Here is an 18,553-nt window from a genome sequence, read left to right on the forward strand (position 1 = left end):
CGCGCAACCCCCTCAGTACCCGAAGGTCCGGTCGACGGCGTCGAGCACCCGGTCCAGGTCCGGCAGGTAGTGCTCCTCCAGCTTGGACGGGGGGTAGGGGGTGGAGAAGCCGCCGGCCCGCAGGACGGGCGACTCCAGGTGGTAGAAGCACTGCTCGGTGATCCGGGCGGCGAGCTCGGCGCCGAAGCCGCTGTTGACGGGGGCCTCGTGGACGACCACGACCCGCCCGGTGCGGCGTGCGGAGTCCATCACGACGGGCTCGTCCAGCGGGTTGAGCGAGCGCAGGTCGATGACCTCCAGCGAGCGGCCATCGTCCTCGGCCGCCGTGGCGGCCTCCAGGCACGTCTTGACCATGGGACCGTAGGCCAGCAGCGTGACGTCGGACCCGGGGCGGACGACCTTGGCGGCGTGCAGCGGGGGCCACCAGTCGGTGGAGGAGGTGTCGATGTCGGACTTCTCCCAGTAGCGGCGCTTGGGCTCGAAGAAGAGCACCGGGTCGTCGCTGCGGATGGCCTGCTGGATCATGGTGTACGCGTCGGCCGGGTTGGAGCAGGCGACGACGCGCAGGCCGGCCGTGTGGGTGAAGTACGCCTCCGGCGACTCGCTGTGGTGCTCGACCGCGCCGATGCCGCCGCCGCAGGGGATGCGTACGACGACCGGCAGCTTGATCGCGCCCAGCGAGCGCATCGGCATCTTGGCTAGCTGCGTGATGATCTGGTCGGCGGCCGGGAAGACGAACCCGTCGAACTGGATCTCGCACACCGGCCGGTACCCGCGCAGCGCCAGCCCGATCGCGGTGCCGATGATGCCCGACTCGGCCAGCGGCGTGTCGATCACGCGGTCCTCGCCGAAGTCCTTCTGCAGCCCGTCGGTGACGCGGAACACGCCGCCCAGCTTGCCGACGTCCTCACCCATGATGAGGACCTTGGGGTCGTCCTCCATGGCCTTGCGCATGCCCTCGTTCAGGGCCTTGGACAAGCTCAGCACAGTCACTTCTCGAACCCCTCCAAGTACGCGGCGAACTGGGCGCGCTCCCGGTCGATCAGGGCGTGGGGCTCGCGGTAGACGTGGTCGAAGATGTCGAGCGGCTCGGGGTCCGGCATGGCCAGGCAGCGCCTGCGCAGGTCCGCGCCGAGCTGGTCCGCCTCGGCGTCGATGGAGTCGAAGAAGGCCTGGTCGGCGTGCTCGTTCCTGAACAGGTACGCCTTGACCCGCTCGATCGGGTCCTTGAGCTTCCACGCCTCCAGCTCGCTGGCCACGCGGTAGCGCGTGGGGTCGTCGGTGGTGGTGTGGGCGCCCATCCGGTACGTGAACGCCTCGATGAGCGTCGGCCCCTGCCCGGTACGGGCGGCTTCGAGCGCCTTGCGGGTCACCGCGAGGCAGGCGAACACGTCGTTGCCGTCGACCCTGATGCCGGGGAAGCCGAACCCGGACGCCCGCCGGTAGAGGGGGATGCGGGTCTGCTTCTCCAGCGGTTCGGAGATGGCCCACTGGTTGTTCTGGCAGAAGAACACGATCGGCGCGTTGAACACGCTGGCCCAGATGAACGATTCGTTCACGTCGCCCTGGGAGGTGGCGCCGTCGCCGAAGTAGACGATGGTGGCGGCGCTCGCGTCGTCGCGCTGGATGCCCATCGCGTAGCCGACCGCGTGCAGGGTCTGGCTGCCGATCACGATCGTGTACAGGTGGAAGTTGTGCTCCTTGGGGTCCCATCCCCCGTGGTTGACGCCCCTGAACAGGCCCAGCAGCTTGACCGGGTCGACGTCGCGGCACCACGCCACGCCGTGCTCGCGGTAGGTGGGGAAGGCCATGTCGGTGTCGGTCAGCGCGCGGCCGGAGCCGATCTGGGCCGCCTCCTGGCCCAGCAGCGAGGCCCAGATGCCCAGCTCGCCCTGGCGTTGCAGCGCCACCGCCTCCAGGTCGATGCGCCGGACGAGCACGAGGTCGCGGTAGAGCGACCGGACCTCCTCCGGGGTCAGATCGATGTCGTAGTCGGGATGCTCGACCCGCTCGCCCTCGGGGGTGAGCAGCTGGACGAGCTCAGGAGATGCTCCCGAGGCGTCTATGGTCATGCGCCACTCCTGCTGGTCAGGGGCCGGACTATGGATGGGGTTGCCACCTTAGGCCAGCCTTACCTAACGACGAACCGGTAGGTGGTGGTTCGTACGCGTTCGGGGCCATCGTGGCAGACGTCACAGCCCTGTGCGCAAGCCCCATGTCCTCCCCGTTCCCGTTGTAGTGGCAGCCACACGCGCCGGTAGGCTGTGCTTCCCATCCACCCACCGCTCCCAGGAGGAACGCAGTGGCCCGCGTCATCGTGGACGTCATGTTGAAGCCCGAGATCCTCGATCCGCAGGGCCAGGCCATCGCCAGGGCGCTGCCCAGGCTCGGCTTCTCCGGCGTCTCAGCCGTGCGCCAGGGCAAGCGCTTCGAGGTCGAACTCGACGGCCCGGCCGACGAGGCGGCGCTCGACGAGGTGCGCAAGATGGCGGAAACGTTGCTCGCCAACACGGTCATCGAGGACTACAGCGTCCGCGTCGAGGGCTAAGGCACATTTGCCGCCCCGATTTCCCCTGGGGCGGTTAAAGCCCGGTTGCGACGTGCCACAATGCCACGGGCGTGCCAACACTGAATAACAACAACGTGATTTTGCGGTTAGCCCCGTTTTCTCAGGGAAACCTACTCCAGGTGAGATTCCGGCGCCCGGAGGAGTCCGGTGGATATTGAGTTCTCGTTGGCACTGCCTCGGGATGCGATCGGCATACCGATGGTCAGGCGAGTGCTTGGCGACGCCATGCGTTCACTCAACGTGAGCGAGACGTGCATCGCCGACATGCTGCTCGCCGTGTCCGAGGCGTGCTCCAACGCGGTCCGGCACGGAGGGCCGGCCAACCGCTACGAGGTGACGGCGGCCATCGGCGCCGGCCAGTGCGACGTTCGCGTGGCCGACAACGGTGACGGCGTCCCGACGATGCCTCACTCCTTTCCGCCTCCCGACACCGAGAACGGCCGCGGCCTGCTGATCATGCGCTCGGTCGTCGACGAGATCTCCTTCGGCGTCACCCCCGGCCGGGGCACCACGGTCCACCTGCGCAAGCACCTCGCCTGGGACGACGGCGCCGACGCCCGTCCCCGCGAGCTCGCCGCGGTCTGACCTGCGCCTTCGCTCCACGCCCGAGTCGATGCGGACCACCTGGGAGCACCCGATAACCTGATTACACCGCCGTCCGCCCCGAAGGGACGGTGGTGCGCGCGCGCATTCCTCCGGAGGGGACGACAGTCATGAGCGCTGCCCGTGTGGGCGTAGTCACGTTTCCAGGAACTCTCGACGACCAGGACGCCGCCAGAGCCGTGCGCCTCGTGGGCGCGGAGGCGGTCCCGTTGTGGCACGCCGACCACGACCTGAAGGGGGTCGACGCCGTCTTCCTGCCCGGCGGCTTCTCCTACGGCGACTACCTGCGCTGCGGCGCCATCTCGCGGTTCGCGCCGCTCATGGAGGAGCTGGTCCCCGCCGCCAGGGCGGGGCTGCCCGTGATCGGCACCTGCAACGGGTTCCAGATCCTGTGCGAGGCGCACCTGCTGCCCGGCGCGCTGACCCGTAACGCCTCGCTGCACTACGTCTGCCGCGACCAGCGGCTCAAGGTCGAGCAGACGGCGACCGCGTGGACGAACTCGTTCACTCCCGGCCAGGAGATCGTGCTGCCGATCAAGCACGGCGAGGGCCGCTACGTGGCCTCCGACGACACGCTGGCCGCGCTGGAGGCGGGCGGCCACGTGGTGTTCCGCTACGTCGGCAACCCCAACGGCTCGCTCAACGACATCGCGGGCATCCGCAACGAGGCGGGCAACGTGGTCGGCCTCATGCCGCACCCCGAGCACGCCGTCGAGGACCTGGTCGGCGCCCCGAGCACCGACGGCCTCGGCGTCTTCACCTCCATCCTGAAGAACCTGGTGAACGCATGACAGACAGTGTGAAGCGGGCGGCGGAGACTCCCGACGAGCCGATGCCCTTCGCCGAGCTGGGGATGAAGCAGGACGAGTACGACCGGGTCAAGGAGATCCTGGGCCGCCGTCCCACCGGCTCCGAGCTGGCCATCTACAGCGTCATGTGGTCCGAGCACTGCTCGTACAAGTCGTCCAAGGTGCACCTGAAGCAGTTCGCCACCAAGGCGCCCAAGTCCGAGGCGCTGCTCGTGGGCATGGGCGAGAACGCCGGCGTGGTCGACATCGGCGACGGCTGGGCCGCCACGTTCAAGATCGAATCCCACAACCATCCGTCGTACGTCGAGCCGCACCAAGGCGCCGCCACCGGCGTCGGCGGGATCGTGCGCGACATCATGTCGATGGGCGCGCGCCCGATCGCGGTCATGGACGCGCTGCGCTTCGGCGCCGCCGACGCCGTGGACACCCGCCGCGTGCTGCCCGGCGTGGTGGAGGGCATCAGCAGCTACGGCAACTGCCTGGGCCTGCCGAACATCGGCGGCGAGGTCGTCTTCGACCCCTGCTACATCGGCAACCCGCTGGTCAACGCGCTGTGCGTGGGCCTGCTGCGCAAGGACCAGATCAAGCTGGCCACCGCGCCAGGCCCGGGCAACAAGGTGGTCCTGTTCGGCGCGTCCACCGGCCCTGACGGCATCGGCGGCGCCTCCGTGCTGGCCAGCGCCACGTTCGAGGACGAGTCGCAGGCCAAGCGGCCCGCCGTGCAGGTGGGCGACCCGTTCATGGAGAAGCTGCTCATCGAGTGCTGCCTGGAGCTGTACGCGGCCGACGTGGTCGTCGGCATCCAGGACCTCGGCGCGGCCGGCGTCTCCTGCGCCACCACCGAGCTGGCCGCCAAGGGCACCGGCGGCATGAAGGTGGACCTCAACCTGGTCCCGCTGCGCGACCCCTCGCTCAGGCCCGAGGAGATCCTCATGAGCGAGTCGCAGGAGCGCATGATGGCCGTCGTCCGGCCCGACGACATCCCCGCGTTCATGGCGATCTGCGAGAAGTGGGACGTGCCCGCCACCGTCATCGGCGAGGTCACCGACACCGGCCGCCTCGTCATGACCTGGGACGGCGAGGTCATCGTGGACATCCCGCCGGGCACCGCCGCCGACGAGGGCCCCGTCTACGAGCGGCCCTTCCACGAGCCGGCCGGGCAGGCCGCGCTCAACGGCGACACGCCCGACCGGCTGGAGCGGCCCGCCGACCTGCGGGCGACCCTGCTCAAGCTGCTCGGCTCGCCCAACCTGGCCTCCAAGGCGTGGGTGACCGACCAGTACGACCGGTACGTGCGCTCCAACACCGTGCTGGCCCAGCCGGCCGACGCGGGCATGCTGCGCATCTCGGAGGCGATCGAGGGCGCGGAGCCGACCACCCGCGGGATCGCGCTGTCCACCGACGGCAACGGGCGCTACGCCAAGCTCGACCCGTACGCGGGGGCGCAGCTCGCGCTCGCCGAGGCGTACCGGAACGTGGCCGTGACCGGCGCCCAGCCGCTGGCCGTCACCAACTGCCTCAACTTCGGCTCCCCCGAGGACCCCGAGGTGATGTGGCAGTTCGCCGAGGCCACCCGCGGGCTGGCCGACGCCTGCAGGGCGCTCGGCGTGCCGGTCACCGGCGGCAACGTCTCCTTCTACAACCAGACCGGCTCGACGGCCATCCACCCGACGCCCGTCGTGGGCGTGCTCGGCGTCATCGAGGACGTCGCCAAGCGGGTGCCGTCCGGGTTCACCGCCGAGGGGCTGCGGGTCGTGCTGCTCGGCGACACCGGCGCGGAGTTCGGCGGCTCGGAGTGGGCCCACGTCGAGCACCGCCACCTGGGCGGGCTGCCGCCGCACGCGGACCTGGAGGCCGAGCGGGCGCTGGGCACCGTGCTGGTGGAGGCGGCCCGGCGGGGGCTGCTGGAAGGCTCGCACGACCTGTCGGACGGCGGGCTGGCCGTCGCGCTGGCCGAGTCCTGCCTGGCGCGGGGCGTCGGGGCGCAGGTCGAGCTGACGGGCGACCCGTTCACCGACCTGTTCAGCGAGTCGGCGGCGCGGGCGCTGGTCGTGGTGCGGCCCGAGGCCTACGACGAGTTCGCCTCGCTGTGCGGGCGGCACGACGTGCCCTGCTACGGGCTCGGGATGACCGGCGGGGCGTCGCTGGTCGTCAAGGACGTGCTCGAGGTCTCCGTGGAGGAGCTGCGGGAAACGCACTCGGCCGCGCTTCCCGCGCTGTTCGGCTGAGGTCTTCCGGGAGGGCCGGCACGGGGTTCCGTGCCGGCCCTCCTGGCGTCACGCCTTCTTCAGGCAGACGACGTAGATGCTGCCGCTGACGCTGACGCCGTTGTTACCGCCACCGTGGCCGTAGGTCTGCGCGTCCTTCTCGGCCGGGGCGTTCGTGGGCGTGGCCGTCGGGGCCGCTGCGGCCTGCCTGTCGTAGTCGTTGCCGCCGCCGTTGTCGTCCTTGACGACGGTGACCGTCCAGCTGGAGGCGCCCGAGGGCGCGCTGCTGGTGACGATCGCGTTCTTGAACGTGCTGAACGAGAAGCCGCCGCCCGTCACCACGCCGCTGCCGCAGCTCACGGTCTCGGTGCCGGTCCCGTTGACGAACTCCTTGTTGACGTAGGTCGTGTAGGTGGCGCCGGTGCCGGGGTCGCCCTTCGGGCCCTGCGGGCCACGCGGGCCGGTGTCGCCCTTCGGGCCCTGGGGGCCGCGGGGGCCGGTCGCGCCGTCCTTGCCCGGCAGGCCGTTCTTGCCGTCGTCGCCCTTCGGCCCCTGCGGACCCTGAGGACCGGTGGCGCCCGTCTTGCCGGGCTCGCCCTGCTCACCCTTCGAGCCCTGCTCGCCCTTGGGGCCCTGCGGGCCCGCGACGCCCTGCTTGCCCTGCGGCCCGACAGGCCCGGTCTCGCCCTTGGGCCCCTGGACGCCCTGCTTGCCCTGCGGGCCGGCCGGGCCGGGCTCGCCCCGGCGGCCCTGCTCGCCCTGCTGGACGGTGGTCGTCGAGGTGGAGGATCCGCCGATCAGGATCCGCTCCTCCGTCTTCCTGCACTTCGTCGCCGGGTTGACGATGCGGGCGTAGCGCGTCTTCTTGTGCACGCAGGCGTGCACCTCCGCGGCTGCGGCGGACGAGGCGGTGGCGACGCCACCCACGGTGAGGAGCGAGGCTGCCAGCGCCCCGACAGCGGCGAGCGTGATCGTGCGCCCGCCTCGAACCTTGATGGCCACGGCTTTCCTTCCCAACGGAACGAGTGATGCTCATGTTGTGCATGAGATTCACGCTTCGAACGTTCCAAGGGATGACGCCAACTACATAACGTATCTATTACGAAACAGAGTGTTACTGACCGGATTGACGGATTGTCTCCGACTCGGGTGAGTAAAAGGACGCATTGGCGACACCGATCGCCCGTGGATAATCGGGTCTGTGCCAACGCGCGGTCCCACGCCCTACCTTCCCCCGGCCACCCAGCCCGTACGCGGCGTGGTCTGGTCCATCCACCTGATCCTGCCCCTGCTCGGCCTCTGGCTCCTGCTGGCCCAGCCGCACATCAACATCTTCTGGCAGCACAACGCCAGCCACTTCTGGCTGATCATCCTGGTCGCCGGCGTCAACGTCGCGCTCGGCGCGCTCATCAGCGAGGCCTCCAGGCGCCGGCAGGACGCGCGGCTGTTCCTGGTCTCCATGGTCTTCCTGAGCAGCGCAGGGTTCTTCTTCCTGCACGGGCTGGCCACGCCGAAGGTCATCCTGCCCACCGGCTCCATCGGGTTCGACCTCGGCCAGCAGGTGGGGCTCACGCTCGCCTCGGCGTTCGCGTTCGCCTCCGCGCTGCCGCTGCGGGAGAAGGCCGCCAAGGCCGTGCTCGGGTCGCAGCACTTCATCCGCGGGGCGCTGGTCGGGTTCATGGTGCTCTGGGGTGTCATGTCGCTGGTCCCGGGCCTGACGCCGCTCAGCGAGCCGCCCATGGTCTCGCCGATGGGCTGGCTGGCGTGGGCGTCGGTGCCCGGGCTGCTGCTGTACGTGGCGGCGAGCGTGATGATGTTCCTGCTGCACCGGCGGCGGCCGGCGGCCATGCTGATCAGCCTGATCACCGCGTACGCGCTGCTGGCCGAGTCGATGATCGCGGGCATGTCGCAGCTCAACTGGCACCTGTCCTGGTGGGAGTGGCACATCCTGCTCACCCTGGCCTTCGTCTTCGTCGCCTACAGCGCCTACCTGCAGTTCAGGCGCGAGGGGTCGAGCGCGGGCCTGTTCGACTCGGTGGCGCTGGCGGCCACCGTGCGGCGCATCCAGCGCGACTACGACGAGGCGCTGGAGGAGCTGGTCGAGCACGTACGCCGGGGCGAGCCGCTGGCCGCGACCCGGCTGTCGGGCAAGTTCCGGCTCAACGAGGGCCAGGCCGCGGTGCTCGACCGGGCGGGCGAGGCGCTGGCCAACGAGCGGGAGCTGTCGGAGCGGCTGGCCGCGCTGGTGGCGGTGAGCGCGCAGACCAAGGTCGGGCTGCCGGAGAACGAGCTGCTGACGGTGTCGCTGGAGCGGGTGCGGCAGGCGTACGGGGACGTCAAGATCGCCCTGGTCTCGGAGGGCAGGACGCAGATCGGCTCGCGCGACTACGCCTTCACCGACGGCAACCCGATCAGGCGCGACCAGCTCCTGGCCTTCCCGCTGACCGTCAAGGGCAACCTGGCGGGCGTGCTGGAGGTGCCGGTCGGGCGCACCAGCCAGGACGAGGCGCTGGCCGCGACGCTGGCCGGGCAGCTGTCGATCTCGCTGGAGAACGCCCGCCTCTACCAGGAGCTGCACACGCTCTTCCACCAGTACATGTCGCCGGACGTGGCGCACGCGCTGCTCGCCGACCCCGCGCAGGCGGAGCTGGGCGGCCAGCTCAAGGAGCTGACCGCGCTCTTCGCCGACCTCAAGGGCTTCACCACGTTCTCGGAGAAGGTCACGCCCGGCGAGATCGTCGAGATGCTGAACCGCTACCACACGGCCGCTGTCCCCTGCATCCTGAACAACGGCGGCACGATCGTGCAGTTCGTCGGCGACGCGCTGCTGGCCCTGTTCAACGCGCCCGCGACGCAGGACGGGCACGCGCGGCAGGCCTGCAAGGCGGCGCTGCAGATGCAGCAGGCCGCCGCCGAGATCGCCGAGGAGATGGCCTGGAAGGTCGACACGGTCGAGTGGCCGACGTTCCGGGTGGGCGTCAACACCGGGCCGGCCCTGGTCGGCAACATCGGCAGCCCGGAGCTGCGCGGCTTCAACGCCATGGGCGACGCCGTGAACGTGGCCGCCAGGCTCCAGACCCTGGCCGAGCCGGGCACGGTGGTGATCGGCGAGACGACGTACAGGCAACTGGGCGACGGCGCGAAGGTGAGCCCGCTGGGGCCGCTCAACCTCAAGGGCAAGGAGGAACTCGTCACGGCCTACGTTCTGACGGAAATGACATAGTAGGGCGGTGCAGGTACCGACATAATCAGGCGCATGGATTCAGAGCCCGGAGAGTTCCTCACCATGCTGACCGCCGAGGAGGTCGAGGCCCTGCGCTCGGCCGGCCGGGTGCGGCGCTGGGACCGGGGCACGACCATCATGACCGAGGGCGACACGTCCGACTGGGTGCTCGTGCTGATGGAGGGCAGGGTCAAGTGCTCCTCCCACACGAGCGGCGGCACCGAGGTGGTGCTGGCCGTACGCGGGCCCGGTGCGCTGCTCGGCGAGCTGTCGGCCATCGACGGCTCACCCCGCTCGACCACCGTGACCGCGCTGGAGCCGATCGCCGGCCTCGTGGTGCGTGACTTCACCGGCTTCCTGGAGAGCCACGGGCGCATCGCCGTGCAGCTCATGCGGCTCGTCAGCGGGAAGCTGCGCGACTCCGACCGCAAGCGCATCGAGTACGGCGCGTTCGACACCACGGGGAGGGTGGCGACGCGGCTGCTGGAGCTGGCCGAGCGGTACGGCGAGAAGACCAACGGCGGCGTACGCGTGGCGCTGCCCCTGTCGCAGGACGAGCTGGCCGGATGGACCGGCGCCTCCCGCGAGGCCGTCAGCAAGGCGCTGCGCACGCTGCGCGACCGGGGCCTGATCGAGACGGGCAGGCGGCGCGTGGTGATCCACGACCTGGAGGGGTTGCGCAAGCGCGCCAGGTGACCCCTGGGACACAGCGCCCCCCGGACAAAAGGGACGTACGTCGTACGTCATAGTGGAGGCATGGTCGCGGTCACCCCCCAAGACGACGCCCGCCTGCGCTACGCCTGGCGGGTGTGCGCGGTCACCAGCCTGGGCCTCGTGCTCATCGGCATCGCCGGCAGCACGCTGAACGTGGCGTTGCCGACGGTCGTGCGGCACTTCCGCGCCGACGCGCTGGAGTCGGGCTGGATCCTGCTGTCGTTCCTGCTGGTCAACACGGCGAGCCTGGTGCTGTTCGGCCGGGTGGCCGACCTGCTCGGCAGGCGTGAGGTGTATCTCGCGGGGTTCGCGCTGTTCACGGTGGCCTCGCTGCTGGCCGGGCTGTCGCCGGACGTGTGGTTCCTGATCGCGATGCGCGTCCTTCAGGCGATCGGCGCCGCGATGATCCTCGCGAACGGCACCGTGATCATCACCGACGCCTTCCCGCCCGACCGGCTCAGCCAGGGCATGGGCGTCTACATCGGCACGCTGTCGGTGGCCCAGCTCGCCGGTCCCACGCTCGGCGGCCTGATCGCCGAGGCGGCCGGCTGGCAGTGGATCTTCTGGGTGAACGTGCCCGCCGGGCTCCTGGCGCTGGGCGTGGGCGCGGCGATCTTACGCAAGATGCCCAGGCAGCCGAAGGAGCCGGTGGACGCGCTGGGCAACGTGCTGGTGTTCGCGGCGCTGTCGGCGCTGCTGCTGGCGCTGTCCACGGCGGGGTCGAGCGGGCTGTCCAGCCCCGTGGTGCTGGCGGGGGCGGGCACGTTCGTGGTGCTGCTGCCGCTGATCGTGCTGGCCGAGCGGCGTGCCCCGAACCCGGTGCTGGATCTGCGGCTGTTCGGCGGGCGGCTGCTGACCTACGCGAACCTGGCCTCGTTCTGCAACGCGCTGGCCCGCTCGGCGCTGATCCTGGTGGTGGCGCTGTACTTCCAGGCCGCCCGGGGCGTGGACGCGTTCACGGCGGGGCTGAGCGTGCTGCCCGTGCCGGTCGGGATCGGGCTGGCCTCGCCGATCGTGGGCATGCTCGGGCGGCGGGTGTCGCCGTACGCGCTGTCGATCGGCGGCGCGGTGCTGAGCGCGGCCGGGCTCGGCACGCTGATGCTGACGGCCGATCCGGCGACGCCGTACTGGGTGATCGGGATCGGCCTGTTCGTGGCGGGCTGCGGCAGCGGAACGTTCCTCACGGGCAACACCACGCAGGTCATGCGGGCACTGCCGACCGGCAGCCTGGGGGTGGTCAACGGGTTCCGCGTGATGGTGATGAACGTCGGCATCGTGATCAGCGTCGGCCTGTCGCTCAGCGTGCTGACCGCCTCCGTGGGGCCCGGCGTGCGGGCCCAGGTGTACGCCGGAACCCTGTCCACCCTGTCGCCGGTGGCGGTGGGGCAGCTCATGGACGGGTTCCAGCGGGCGTACGCGGTGCTGTTCGGGGTCGCGCTGCTGGGCGCGCTGCTGGCGGCCCTGGCCCGCTCCCCGAAGGCGCCTCAGAGCTCGGCGGCCAGGCACGCCTCGACGTCGCGGTAGCGGCTCACCGGGACGAGGTGCACGCCGGCGAAGGCGCCCGTGTCGCGCAGGGCGAGGACCTGCTCGCAGGCGGCCTCCACGCCGGCCGTGCGGTCGGCGGCCACCTTCGCGATCAGCTCCTCCGGCAGGGCGATGTCCGGGATCGCGGCGGCCAGGGTGCGCGCGTGCCGCTCGCTGGCCAGGACCATGACGCCGGCGTAGACGGGCACGTCGACCGGGTGCTGCTCACGCCACCGGAGCTGGTCCTCCACCGAGAAGCTGACCTGCGAGAACAGGAAGTCGGCCGTACGCTTCCACGCGGGCAGCGGGCGCAGCCCGGCGGCGGCCCCCACGCGGAGGTCCGGCGAGAACCTGCGCGCCTCCTCGATCATCGAGCGCACGTTCAGGTCGCTCGTCCGGTTGCCGCTCGTCGGCTTGTCGCCGTGGACGAACAGGAACTGGTCCACCCCGTACGCCGCCGCCGTCAGCAGGTCGCGGCGGAAGCCGAGCAGGTTGCGGTCGCGCGAGTTGAGGCAGGCGATGCCGCGCCCGCCCATCGCCTCGACCTCGTGCGCCACGGCCACGCTGGAGACGGTCGCGCGGCCGATGTGGTTGTCGGGGATGAGGAACGCGTGAGCGATCTTGCTCAGGGTGCCGATCTGGTGCCGTACGTGCTTCAGATCGGGCTTGGTGGGCGGTTCGATCTCGCAGATCAGCTCGAAGGGCATGATCTGGACTCTAACGTCTGGCCGCCAGCGCCTCGATGCCGCCCAGCACGAGGTCGACGCCGAAGGTGTCGTACAGGATCGGGTCCGTGCCTGCCACCAGCGGGCGGGCCATCTCCACCAGGTGCGGATACCTCTCCACGGGCAGCGACTGCAGCCCGAAGAGCTTGGCCCTGGCCCGCTCCTCGCGATCGGGCTCGGCCTGCCCGTGGACGGGCGCGTCGGCGATGGCGATGGCGCTCTGCAGCAGGTACTTGGTGATCAGGCAGCTCTCGTCCACGCCGAACCCGGCGGTGCGGGCCAGCCCGAGCGCCTGGTCCCAGACGGCCAGGAAGTTCGGCACCGCGACCGGGTCGATCTGCTCCAGCACGTTCCTGGCGCAGGGGTGGGCGCGCAGCGTCCTGATCAGGCCCTCGGTCAGCTCGCGGAGCTGGGCCTGCCAGGGGCGCTCGTCGGCGGGCCCGGGCGCGAAGCCACCGATCAGGTGGTCGGCCATGCCGACGAGCAGCTGTTCCTTGTTCTTGTAGTGCCAGTAGAGCGCCATCGGGGTCACGCCGAGGTCCGTGGCCAGGCGGCGGATGGTCACGGCGTCGATGCCTTCGGTGTCGCCGATCTCCAGGGCCCGCTCCGCGATCGCCTGCGCGGTCAGTTTTCCCATCACGGTTGACAACTATACGTCGTACAAGTTCCACTATACGACGTACAAGTACGCTGTATAGGAAGAGGAGCCGCCATGCGATGGTGGGCATTGGTCGCCGTGACCCTGGGCACGTTCATGACGTATCTGGATAACAACGTGGGAAATGTCGCGTTGCCGACGATCCAGCGGGAGCTGGGGCTGACGATCTCCGGGCTGGAGTGGATCGTGAGCTCCTACATCCTGGTCTTCGCCGGCCTCATGCTGGCCGGCGGCCGGCTCGCGGACGTGCTGGGCGCCCGCAGGGTCTTCCTCGGTGGGCTGGCCGTCTTCACGCTGGCCTCGCTCGTGGCCGGGCTGGCCACCTCCGGCGGGATGCTGATCGCCGCGCGGGCCGTGCAGGGTGTCGGTGCCGCGCTGCTGACACCGACCACGCTGGCGCTGATCAGCCAGATCTTCCCCGACCCCGCGGAGCGCGGCCGGGCGGTGGGCATCTGGAGCGCCTCGGGCGCGCTGTCCATGGCCCTCGGGCCCACCCTGGGCGGCCTCATCAGCGAGAACCTGCACTGGGGCTGGATCTACCTGATCAACGTGCCGATCGGCGTGGTCACGGGCGGGCTCGCGCTCTGGGCCGTGCGGCCCGCCTTCACGCGGGTGCGCCACAGCCTCGACCTACCGGGCCTGGCCCTGTCGGCGCTGGCCCTGTTCGCGCTGACGTTCGCGCTCATCGAGGGCGAGAGCCTCGGCTGGGCCTCGGCGCCGATCCTGGCCGCGTTCGGCGTGTTCGCGGCGGCGGTGGCGGGGTTCGTCGCGGTGGAGGCGCGGGCGCCGGAGCCGATGATCGCGATCTCGCTGTTCAGGTCGCGCGTCTTCACCGGCGGCGTGCTGACCAGCGGCATCTGGTCGTTCGGCGTGTTCGGCATCTACTTCTTCAGCGCCCTGTGGCTGCAGAACGTGCTCGGCTTCACCCCCACCCAGGCAGGCGCCTCCTTCGTGCCGATGGCGCTGGTCATGGGCGTGACGGCGATCCTTTCGCAGCAGGTCAGCGCGCGGCTCGGCATGGGGCGCACGGTCGCGCTCGGGATGGCGCTCATGGGGACCGCGATCTACCTCATCTCCCGCGTCGGCGCCGACGGCGACTTCTCCGACGTGGCGCCCTGGTTCATCCTGTACGGCCTCGGCGGCGGCCTGCTCGTCCCCCTGACCTCGGCCGTCCTGAACGGCATGCCCAGGGAGCGCTCAGGCGTCGCCTCGGGCGTGCTCAACGTCTCCCGCGAGGTCTTCGGCCTGCTCGGCATCACCGTGCTGGGGGCGCTGCTGACCGCCAGGCAGAACGCGAGCGGCCTGCCGCCGCTGCCCGCCTTCCTCGACGGCTACCGGTTCACGCTGGTCGTCGCCGCGGTCGTGGTGCTGGCGTCCATCCCGGTCGCGCTCTACTCGCTGCGCCCCCAGCCGGCTCCGCCCGACGAGCCTCAGGCCGCCGCGACCCCGGAGACCGTCGGGTCCTCGAACTGAGTGCGGTACAGCTCCTCGTAGCGGCCCCCGGCGGCCAGCAGTTCGGCGTGCGTGCCGCGCTCGGCCACCTGGCCGTCCTCGATCACCAGGATCAGGTCGGCCGCGCGGACGGTGGAGAGCCGGTGCGCGATCACCACGGCGGTCCTGCCTTCCAGTGCCTCGCCCAGCGCCGCCTGCACCGCCGCCTCGGAGGTGGAGTCGAGCGCCGCGGTGGCCTCGTCCAGGATCACCACCCGGGGCCTGGCCAGCAGGAGGCGGGCGATCGTCAGCCGCTGGCGCTCCCCGCCCGACAGCCGGTAGCCGCGCTCGCCCACGACCGTGTCGAGCCCGTCCGGCAGCGACCGGATGAGCGTGGCCAGGCGGGCGCGGGTGAGCGCGTCCCAGATCTCCTCCTCGCCCGCCTCCGGCCTGGCCAGCAGCAGGTTGGCGCGGATCGTGTCGTGGAAGAGGTGACCGTCCTGGGTGACCATGCCGAGCGTGTCGCGGATCGAGTCGGCGCTCAGGTCACGCACGTCCACGCCGCCGAGCCGGACGGCGCCGGAGTCGACGTCGTACAGCCGGGGCAGGAGCTGCGCGATCGTGGACTTGCCCGCGCCGGACGAGCCGACCAGCGCCACCATCTGCCCGGGCTCGGCCCGGAACGAGACGCCGTGCAGCACCTCGACGCCGCCGCGCGTGTCGAGCGTGGCGACCTCCTCCAGCGAGGCCAGCGAGACCTTGTCGGCCGCGGGGTAGGCGAAGCGCACGTCGTCGAACTCCACCGAGACCGGGCCTTCCGGCACCTCCCGGGCGTCCGGCTTGTCCTGGATGAGCGGCTCCAGGTCGAGCACCTCGAAGACGCGCTCGAAGCTGACGACCGCGCTCATCACGTCCACGCGGGCGCTGGCCAGGGCCGTCAGGGGCGCGTACAGGCGCGTCAGCAGCATGGCCATCGACACCAGCGCGCCGGGGGCGAGCTGCCCGGCCAGGGCGTAGAAGCCGCCGAGGCCGTACACCAGGGCCAGCGCCAGCGCCGAGACCAGCGTCAGCGCGGTGACGAAGGCCGACTGGGTCATGGCCGAGCGCACCCCGATGTCGCGCACGCGGCGGGCCCTGCGGGCGAACTCGGCCGACTCGTGGGCGGGCCGGCCGAACAGCTTGACCAGCGTCGCGCCCGGCGCGGAGAACCGCTCGGTCATCTGGGTGCCCATGGCCGCGTTGTGGTCGGCCGCCTCCCGCCGCAGCCGGGCGATCCTGGTGCCCATCCGCCGGGCCGGCAGCACGAACACGGGCAGGAGCAGCAGCGCCAGCAGCGTGATCTGCCAGGAGATGCCGATCATCGCGACGAGCGTCAGCATGAGCGTCACGATGTTGCCGACCACGCCGGACAGCGTGTCGGTGAAGGCGCGCTGGGCGCCGATCACGTCGTTGTTCAGCCGGCTGACCAGCGCGCCGGTGCGGGTCCGCATGAAGAACGCGATCGGCATGCGCTGGACGTGGTCGAAGACGGCCGTACGCAGGTCGAGGATCAGGTCCTCGCCCAGGCCCGCCGACAGCCACCGGTTCACCAGGCCCAGCCCCGCCTCCGCGATCGCCAGGCCCGCGATCGCCAGCGCCACCGTGACGACCACGCCGACCGGCTCGCCGGTGAAGATGGCGTCCACCACCCGCCCCGCCAGCAGCGGCGCCCCCACCGCCAGGCCCGCCATCACCACGCTGAGCAGCAGGAACAGCGCCAGCCTGCGACGGTGCGGGCGTGCGAAGGCGCCGATACGCCTGAGCGTCGCCCTGGATACAGAGCGACGCTCGGGCCGGTTGTTCATCGAGTAAAGCTGATGCCAGGCGGTCACTTCCATGCTCATGGCATGGACGCTACGGCCTCAAGTTAAGTTGAGGTCAAGCCCCGATCTTCTTGCCCCTGGCGTGCCAGACCACGGCCACCGACGGGCGGGGCTGGCTGCTGCCGCCGTCGGGCCAGTGGCTGCTCGGGGTCTCCGGGCTGGCGTCGTCCGTCTCACCCGGGTGCTGCACCGCCACGAAGACGCTGCGCTGGTCGTCGGAGACGAGCGGGCCGCAGGTCTCGGCGCCGACCGGCACGGTGAGGAACTGGCGCACGTAGCCGCGCTCCTTGCCCCTGACCGGCATCACGAACAGGCCGTCGTTCTTCTCCAGGGCGTTGCCGTCCGTGGAGATCCACAGGTTGCCGTCCTTGTCGAACGTCACGTTGTCCGGGCAGGAGATCGGCGAGACCTTGGACTTGTCGAAGCCGGCGAAGTAGGTGGCGGGGTCGTTCGGGTCACCGCAGACCAGCGGCAGCGACCAGGCGAACGTCTTCTCGCCCGCGTCGTTGCGCCGCTCCACGATCTCCAGGACGTGGCCGTGCTTGTTCGACGGGCGCGGGTTGGCCTCGTCCACCTGGGCCGCGGTGCGGTTGCTGTTGTTGGTCAGGGCCACGTAGACGCCGCCGGTGACCGGGTTGCGCTCCACGTCCTCGGGGCGGTCCATCTTCGTCGCGCCGCCGTCCACCTTGTCGGCGGCCGAACGGGTGTAGACCAGGACTTCCTGGGCGGTCATGCCCTTCACGAACGACCTGTCGCCCGAGACCAGCGGGAGCCACTCGCCGTAGCCGTCGAACTGGCCGTCGGAGGGCAGCTTGCCGGAGCCGTCGAGCTCGGCGGCCGGGCTGTCGCCGGTGAACTTGGCCACGTACAGGGTGCCCTCGTCCAGCAGCGCCCGGTTGTGGCGGTCGAAGCCGGGGATGTAGCGGTCCTTGGAGACGAACTTGTAGATGTACTCGAAGCGCGAGTCGTCACCCATGTAGACGACCAGGCGGCCGTCGCGGGCCAGCGTCGTGGTGGCGGCCTCGTGGGCGAAGCGGCCGAGCGCGGTGCGCTTGATCGGCGTCGAGTCGGGGTCGAACGGGTCGATCTCCACGATCCACCCGAACCTGTTGACCTCGTTCGGGTGCTTGGCCAGGTCGAAGCGCTCCTCGACGCGGTCGAACCGGCGGCTGGAGGAGGGGGTGCCGGTGGTGATCGAGTAGCGGGTGATGTACGGCTTCTGCGCCTCGGGCACCTTGTCGCCGTTGACGAAGTACTGGTTGAAGTTCTCCTCGGCGGTCAGCACCGTGCCCCACGGGGTGGTGCCGCCCGCGCAGTTGTTCAGCATGCCGATGGGCGTGGTGCCCTTCGGGTCGGCGGCCGTCTTCAGCAGGTCGCTGCCGGCGGCGGGGCCGCTGAACCGCATCTTCGTCTGCGCGGTGATGCGGCGGTTGTAGCGGCGGCGGCCCCTGGTGACCAGCTTCCACTCGCCGGTGTTGCCGGCCCGCTCGATCTCCACGACCGAGCCGCCGTGCGCGGCCAGCCCGATCCTGATCTGCTCCTCGGTCGCCGCCGCGCCGCCGGTGTAACCGCGGAACATCAGGCTCTCGTCGGAGTACTCGTGGTTGACCCACATCAGCGCGCGGTCGCGGCCCATCGGGAAGACCGTCACGAAGTCGCAGTTGTAGCCGAACTGCTTGTTCTGGGCGTCGGCGGTCTGGTTCTCGAAGTCGAACTCCGGCGCGTCGGGCAGCACCGGGTCGCCCCAGCGCACGACCACGGAGGACTGGTAGCCGTCCGGGATGGTCAGCGCGTCATCCGTGTTCGGCTGCACGGCGGTGAAGCGGATGTCGCTGCCGCCACCACCGTTCCAGCCGTGCCCGGCGGCGGCCGCCTCGGGCTCGTCGGCCAGGGCCGGCACCGCGCCCGCCACGCCCGTGCCCACCACGATCGCGCCGAGCGCGCCCGCGCGCAGCACGCCGCGCCGGGACAGCGCGTCCTTCACCACGTCGCCGAAGTAGGCGTTGTCGGCGGTGTTGGCCACGTCATGCGCGCACGCGTTGCCGCAGCGGAACTGACAGGTCAACGCGGAACGGCCACCTTTGTGCGGGGTGGAAAGCAGCGGCAGTAGCCGCGGCCCCGCGTTGGGGTTCGCCACAGGTCCTCCATATATGTGCGCGGTTGTACCGCCGGGAGGCTACGTTCACCGTCGAAACCGGAGGTGAACGATGACCTCCGTCTCGATGAAC

At 70.7% G+C, this 18,553-nt stretch carries 15 protein-coding genes; 8 read left to right on the forward strand and 7 right to left on the reverse strand.

All coding sequences use genetic code 11. The features are described 5' to 3' along the window. Positions 1 to 12: 12 nt before the first annotated feature. On the reverse strand, positions 13 to 993 hold the full coding sequence (locus tag ACBJ32_RS34395; protein ID WP_375130309.1) for an alpha-ketoacid dehydrogenase subunit beta: 981 nt from the start codon (positions 991 to 993) through the stop codon (positions 13 to 15). Next, positions 990 to 2,072, reverse strand: a complete 1,083-nt coding sequence (gene pdhA, locus ACBJ32_RS34400) for a pyruvate dehydrogenase (acetyl-transferring) E1 component subunit alpha (RefSeq protein WP_357892763.1) — start codon at positions 2,070 to 2,072, stop codon at positions 990 to 992. Before pdhA ends, ACBJ32_RS34395 begins: the two co-directional genes overlap by 4 nt. A 230-nt stretch (positions 2,073 to 2,302) precedes the next feature. Between pdhA and purS the strand changes: the two genes are divergently transcribed. The 4 genes from purS to purL all read left to right on the forward strand — a co-directional run bounded on the left by purS (position 2,303) and on the right by purL (position 6,209). Further along, positions 2,303 to 2,548 carry a phosphoribosylformylglycinamidine synthase subunit PurS gene (purS, locus tag ACBJ32_RS34405; RefSeq protein ID WP_185100354.1) on the forward strand — a complete coding sequence of 82 codons (246 nt, stop codon included), beginning with the start codon at positions 2,303 to 2,305 and terminating at the stop codon, positions 2,546 to 2,548. Positions 2,549 to 2,767: 219 nt separating this feature from the next. After that, a complete protein-coding gene (locus ACBJ32_RS34410; RefSeq protein ID WP_185100353.1) occupies positions 2,768 to 3,154 on the forward strand; it encodes an ATP-binding protein in 387 nt (128 codons plus the stop codon). 128 nt (positions 3,155 to 3,282) lie between these two features. Then, positions 3,283 to 3,963, forward strand: coding sequence for a phosphoribosylformylglycinamidine synthase subunit PurQ (gene purQ / locus ACBJ32_RS34415; protein WP_357892765.1), 681 nt, complete (start codon positions 3,283 to 3,285; stop codon positions 3,961 to 3,963). Further along, positions 3,960 to 6,209: a phosphoribosylformylglycinamidine synthase subunit PurL gene (gene purL, locus ACBJ32_RS34420; protein WP_375130310.1), complete on the forward strand. Its 2,250-nt coding sequence runs from the start codon at positions 3,960 to 3,962 to the stop codon at positions 6,207 to 6,209. Before purQ ends, purL begins: the two co-directional genes overlap by 4 nt. A 48-nt stretch (positions 6,210 to 6,257) precedes the next feature. Here the strand turns inward: purL and ACBJ32_RS34425 are convergent, their stop codons facing one another. Continuing rightward, positions 6,258 to 7,190, reverse strand: a complete 933-nt coding sequence (locus ACBJ32_RS34425; RefSeq protein WP_375130311.1) for a hypothetical protein — start codon at positions 7,188 to 7,190, stop codon at positions 6,258 to 6,260. 199 nt (positions 7,191 to 7,389) lie between these two features. Between ACBJ32_RS34425 and ACBJ32_RS34430 the strand changes: the two genes are divergently transcribed. From ACBJ32_RS34430 to ACBJ32_RS34440, 3 genes are read left to right on the forward strand one after another with little or no spacing between them, the layout of a single operon-like run. Further along, positions 7,390 to 9,411 (forward strand): adenylate/guanylate cyclase domain-containing protein, encoded by a 2,022-nt coding sequence (locus ACBJ32_RS34430; protein ID WP_375130312.1) that lies wholly within the window; start codon positions 7,390 to 7,392, stop codon positions 9,409 to 9,411. 33 nt (positions 9,412 to 9,444) lie between these two features. After that, positions 9,445 to 10,107 (forward strand): Crp/Fnr family transcriptional regulator, encoded by a 663-nt coding sequence (locus ACBJ32_RS34435; protein ID WP_357892773.1) that lies wholly within the window; start codon positions 9,445 to 9,447, stop codon positions 10,105 to 10,107. A gap of 60 nt (positions 10,108 to 10,167) precedes the next feature. Beyond that, positions 10,168 to 11,649 (forward strand): MFS transporter, encoded by a 1,482-nt coding sequence (locus ACBJ32_RS34440; RefSeq protein WP_375130313.1) that lies wholly within the window; start codon positions 10,168 to 10,170, stop codon positions 11,647 to 11,649. On the opposite strand, the gene ACBJ32_RS34445 is transcribed toward ACBJ32_RS34440, so the two are convergent. Both ACBJ32_RS34445 and ACBJ32_RS34450 read right to left on the reverse strand, forming a co-directional pair. After that, on the reverse strand, positions 11,610 to 12,356 hold the full coding sequence (locus ACBJ32_RS34445) for a methylenetetrahydrofolate reductase (protein WP_375130314.1): 747 nt from the start codon (positions 12,354 to 12,356) through the stop codon (positions 11,610 to 11,612). The two genes, ACBJ32_RS34440 and ACBJ32_RS34445, sit on opposite strands and share 40 nt — an antisense overlap. 10 nt (positions 12,357 to 12,366) lie before the next feature. After that, on the reverse strand, positions 12,367 to 13,011 hold the full coding sequence (locus tag ACBJ32_RS34450) for a TetR/AcrR family transcriptional regulator (protein WP_375130629.1): 645 nt from the start codon (positions 13,009 to 13,011) through the stop codon (positions 12,367 to 12,369). 75 nt (positions 13,012 to 13,086) lie between these two features. On the opposite strand from ACBJ32_RS34450, the gene ACBJ32_RS34455 reads away from it, so the two are divergent. Next, positions 13,087 to 14,505, forward strand: a complete 1,419-nt coding sequence (locus ACBJ32_RS34455; RefSeq protein WP_375130315.1) for an MFS transporter — start codon at positions 13,087 to 13,089, stop codon at positions 14,503 to 14,505. Here the strand turns inward: ACBJ32_RS34455 and ACBJ32_RS34460 are convergent. Then, positions 14,463 to 16,346, reverse strand: coding sequence for an ABC transporter ATP-binding protein (locus ACBJ32_RS34460; protein WP_375130316.1), 1,884 nt, complete (start codon positions 16,344 to 16,346; stop codon positions 14,463 to 14,465). The two genes, ACBJ32_RS34455 and ACBJ32_RS34460, sit on opposite strands and share 43 nt — an antisense overlap. 34 nt (positions 16,347 to 16,380) lie before the next feature. Next, positions 16,381 to 18,462, reverse strand: coding sequence for a PhoX family phosphatase (locus ACBJ32_RS34465; protein ID WP_357892782.1), 2,082 nt, complete (start codon positions 18,460 to 18,462; stop codon positions 16,381 to 16,383). Positions 18,463 to 18,553 lie beyond the last annotated feature (91 nt).

Origin of the sequence: Nonomuraea sp. GTA35, assembly GCF_041950525.1 — a bacterium.
In the GTDB taxonomy this organism is placed as follows: Bacteria; Actinomycetota; Actinomycetes; order Streptosporangiales; family Streptosporangiaceae; genus Nonomuraea.